Origin of the sequence: Corynebacterium sp. HMSC034B08, assembly GCF_001835805.1 — a bacterium.
Taxonomy (GTDB): Bacteria; Actinomycetota; Actinomycetes; order Mycobacteriales; family Mycobacteriaceae; genus Corynebacterium; species Corynebacterium coyleae.
Window position 1 is genome coordinate 1 of sequence record NZ_KV825899.1, and the last position, 4,409, is coordinate 4,409.

Genomic DNA, 4,409 nt, shown 5'->3' on the forward strand with positions numbered 1-4,409 from the left:
AACGATTCCGGACACACATTTTGTCGCTTAACCCTCACCGCGGTCATTTCCACAGTGATGGCCTGGGCTGGGTTGCAAGTGCAGGTGCCTGGCGACGACGAGATCCGCCCCATCAAGGGCTTCTTCACCAGCGAAGGCCTTGCCTGGTTCACCGTGAACCTGGGCAAGAACTACGTTGGCTTCCCGCCGTTGGTGTACGTGCTGCCGATCATCTTGGCAGTCGGTATCGCGGAGCGCTCCGGAATGTTGTCGGCGCTGATCCGCAGGCTGTTTTCCTCCGCGAATACCTCGGTACTGCCGTATGCGGTGGGCCTGATTGGTGTGTCCGGTTCGCTGATCGCCGACCCGGCGTTCATCGTCATCCCGCCACTTGCTGCCATGGTGTTCCAGGCTGCTGGCCGTCACCCGGTGGCGGGTCTGCTCGGTGGCTTCGCGTCCGTGGGCGCGGGATACGCTACGTCGCTGTTGCCGGGCTCGCTCGATGCACTGTTTGCTGGCATCACGAATTCCGTGATGGAGGCACTGCCAAGCCTCGACGCCCCTGAGGTCACCGTGGTCTCTAACTACTGGTTCAACCTTGTCTCCGCGATCGTGCTGGGACTTCTGTCCGGCTTCATCATCGACAAGGTCCTCGAGCCCCGCTTAAACAAGCTCGGTGTACCGAACAAGATGGTTGCTGGCGATGACGGCATGACCCGCGACCGCGACGGCAAGGAAATCTCCGCAGAGCTCACCGACGCCGAATCCCGCGGCCTGCGCGCCACTCTGTGGGCCACCCTGCTGCTGACCGTGGTGTGCACGATCGTCGTCCTCATCCCGAACTCTCCGTGGCGCAACGAGGAAGGCAACTTCCTGCCGGACTCGCCCTTGATGCAGTCCACAGTGTTCATCGTGGTGCTCTACTTCGTAGTCATGGGCCTAGTCTTCGGCATGGTTGCGGGCACGATCAAACGCGTACCCGACGTCGCAGACATGATGGCTGGCGCCATGAAGGACATGGTGAACTTCCTCATCCTCGCGTTCATCCTGGGCCAGTTCATCGCGCTGTTTAATTGGTCTGGCATCGGCACCTTCACCGCCGTCAAGGGAGCCAACGCGCTCGAGTCCGCAGGCATCACCGGTTTCGCCGCCATCTTCGCGTTCGTCGTCCTGGCGTCGTGCCTGAACCTGCTGATCATCTCCGGCTCCGCACTATGGACCCTGATGGCGGCCGTGTTCGTGCCCATGTTCGCCCTGATCGGTTTCGATCCGGCCTTCATCCAGGCAGCGTTCCGCGTCGGCGATTCCGCCACCCAGATCATCACCCCGCTGAACCCGTACATCATCGTGATCCTGACGCAGCTGCGCCGCTACGAACCGAAGGCTGGCGTGGGCACGCTCATGTCGCGCCTGATCATGTTCACGGTTCCGTTCTGGATCTTCTGGATGGCCATGCTGTTCATTTGGTACACCTTCGACCTGCCGCTCGGCCCGGGTGCTGCCATCTTCCTGTAGCGCGCCATTCAGGCGTCAGTTACGCGTCATCTAGGCCTCATCTAGCAGCGCCTCCACGGAGATCGCCCCGCCCGCCGCTTCGAACTCCTCGCGAGCGCGCTGCAACAGCACCGGGTCATTGAGTACGTCAGCGATGACTTGGCCGAGCCCCACCGCGGAGTCGATCACACCGTCCATTGCGGCCGGGGTGATCGCCGCATCGGCGAACTTAGTGGTGTGCAGCGCAGTGCCCTCCGGCGCGATCTTGACCAACGGGTGGATGCCGGGCACGAGCTGCGAGACGTTGCCAAAATCTGTCGACGCCGCCTGCGAGTCCGGCAAGATCCCACCCGGCAACACTTCCCTACCCCGCGCCTGCTGGGTCGCTCCCCAGCGCGCCGCCAAGGTTTCGTTGTTGCGGACAGGAAGCGACATGGGGTGGTTATCCCACTGCACATCCACGCCGGTGCCGGTCATGAGGGCGGCACCGGTGAGGATGTCGTCGATACGCTTGCTCAAATCCATCAGTGTTTCGGTGTACAGCGAACGCACGTAGAGGCTCAGCGTGGCCGTCTCCGGAATGATCGATGCCCTCGCGCCGCCGTCCGAAATAATCGCGTGTAGGCGATCCGACGGTGGCATCTGCTGGCGCAACAACCCCATGGCTTGGTACGCAAGCGTCGCAGCATCTAGCGCATTGCGCCCCATGTACGGCTGCATCGACGCGTGCGCGGCAACGCCGGTAAACGTTGCGGTAAGCGAGCGGCGCCCCGTCCACGCGTGCGACACCAGGTCGTAGCAGAACGGGTGGATCATCACCGCACAATCCACGCCGTCGAGCATGCCGCCGCGGATCATGTACTCCTTGCCGGTGTGGCCCTCCTCCGCCGGGGTGCCAAGAAACACGATGCGGCCCGAACCCGAACCGACCGCGCCGAGGAAACCACCCACCCCGGATGCAGCGATCACGTTGTGGCCACACGCATGCCCGATACCCGGCAGCGCGTCGTATTCAGACATCACCGCCACCGTCGGATGTGTGCTCGGGTCAAAGTCGTCGCTTTGCCACTCCGCGCGCAGCGCCGTTTCCACACCATGGGCCCCTTGCTTGACGACGAACCCCTGCCCCTCAAGCACCTTCGCAATCACAGCCTGCGCATGGAATTCCTGAAACGCCTCCTCCGGGTTCGCGTGCAGGTCACGCATGATGTGTTCCAGGTCGGCCCGGACGGCTTCGACGTTGCGCTCGACCTTCCCCCACACCGCGTCACGCTCCGGATAGCCCGGCTCAATCGGGAACTGCGGCGACGCAGCGGCGATCTCATCTCGCACCACTGCGTCCATGCGTTGCAGGAAGGCAGGGTTCGGTGGGGTTGGGCTGGTCGGGCGGTTGGGATGCGTTTCGCTCACGGTCCGCTCACTCTCCGTCGATCGGATTACGTTTCTACAAAACCCTAGCGCAGAATTAATGTGACTGGTACAACATATACGCATGAGTACGCGAAAAGCCACAGAGAGCGCCGAGCTCGAGCGCTCTGCCGACAGCAGCCCACCACAGAAGAAAACCGCAATGGATCGCCTCCTCGGCACCATCGAGTCGGTAGGCAACAAACTTCCGGAGCCATTCACGCTCTTCCTTATCCTGTTCCTCATCACCGCGGTGATCTCCACCGTGATGGCGTACTTCGGGGCCGAAGTCGCAGTGCCCGGCGAGGACGAAAGTGTGAAGATCAAAGGCTTCTTCACCGGTGAGGGCCTAGCCTGGTTCACCACCACCATCGGCCAGAACTACCTCGGCTTCCCACCCCTGGCCACCGTGCTCCCGATCATGCTCGCCGTCGGCGTGTCTGAGCGCTCCGGCATGCTGTCAGCGCTGATCCGTAAGCTCTTCGGCTCGGCAAACCGTTCGATCCTGCCGTACGCCGTGGGCATCATCGGCGTGACCGGCTCGATCATGGCGGACGCCGCGTTCGTGGTCATCCCGCCGCTGGCCGCGATGGTGTTCAAGGCCGCCGGCCGCCACCCCGTCGCAGGTTTGCTGGGCGGCTTCGCCGCCGTCGGCGCTGGCTACTCCACCGCACTGGTGCCGACCTCACTGGACGCCCTGTTCGCCGGCATCACCAACGCCGTGATGGAAACCCTGCCAAACATGGACGCTACCGAGGTCAACCCAGTGTCCAACTACTACTTCAACATCGCAGCATCCATCGTGCTTGGCCTGGCGTGTGGCTTCATCATCGACAGGATCCTCGAGCCCCGCATGCACAAACTCGACGTCCCCCAGGAGATGGTCGAGGGCGACGACGGCATGAACCGCGACGCCGACGGCAACGAGATCTCCGTCGAACTGACCAAGCCGGAACGCCGCGGCCTGATGTGGGCGGGCGTCGCCACGCTTATCGTCACGGCAATCATCCTGTTCGCAGTACTCATCCCGGATTCCCCGTGGCGCAACGAAGAAGGTGGCTTCCTGCCGAAGTCCCCGCTGCTGCAGTCGATCGTGTTCATCGTCTTCACCTACTTCATGGTCCTCGGCATCGTCTACGGCAAGGTCGCTGGCACAGTGAAGAACATCAAGGACGTCGTGGACATGATGACCAAGGCGATGGGCGACATGCTCGGCTTCCTGGTTCTCGCGTTCATCCTCGGCCAGTTCATTTCCCTGTTTAGCTGGTCCGGCATCGGCACCTTCTCCGCCGTCAAGGGCGCAGAGATGCTCGAGGCGGCTGGCATCACCGGCTTCGCGGCCATCCTCGCGTTCATCATCCTGGCGTCGTGCCTGAACCTGTTGGTTATTTCCGGCTCCGCGATGTGGACCCTGATGGCGGCCGTGTTCGTCCCAATGTTCGCCCTGATCGGCTTCGAGCCCGCCTTCACGCAGGCCGCGTTCCGTGTCGGCGACTCCGCCACCCAGATCATCACCCCGCTGAACCCGT

The 4,409-nt window shown here is 62.7% G+C and carries 3 protein-coding genes; 2 read left to right on the top strand and 1 reads right to left on the bottom strand.

Annotation, left to right across the window (positions count from 1 at the left end):
• Positions 1-1,494 (top strand): AbgT family transporter (locus HMPREF2656_RS00305; protein WP_141760956.1); only part of this gene is annotated, 1,494 nt, incomplete at its 5' end.
• 30 nt (positions 1,495-1,524) lie between these two features.
• On the opposite strand, the gene HMPREF2656_RS00310 is transcribed toward HMPREF2656_RS00305, so the two are convergent.
• Positions 1,525-2,817: a M20 family metallopeptidase gene (locus tag HMPREF2656_RS00310; protein WP_070449590.1), complete on the bottom strand. Its 1,293-nt coding sequence runs from the start codon at positions 2,815-2,817 to the stop codon at positions 1,525-1,527.
• Positions 2,818-2,965: 148 nt separating this feature from the next.
• On the opposite strand from HMPREF2656_RS00310, the gene HMPREF2656_RS00315 reads away from it, so the two are divergent.
• Positions 2,966-4,409: AbgT family transporter (locus HMPREF2656_RS00315; RefSeq protein ID WP_141760964.1), on the top strand; the 1,444-nt coding region annotated here is incomplete at its 3' end.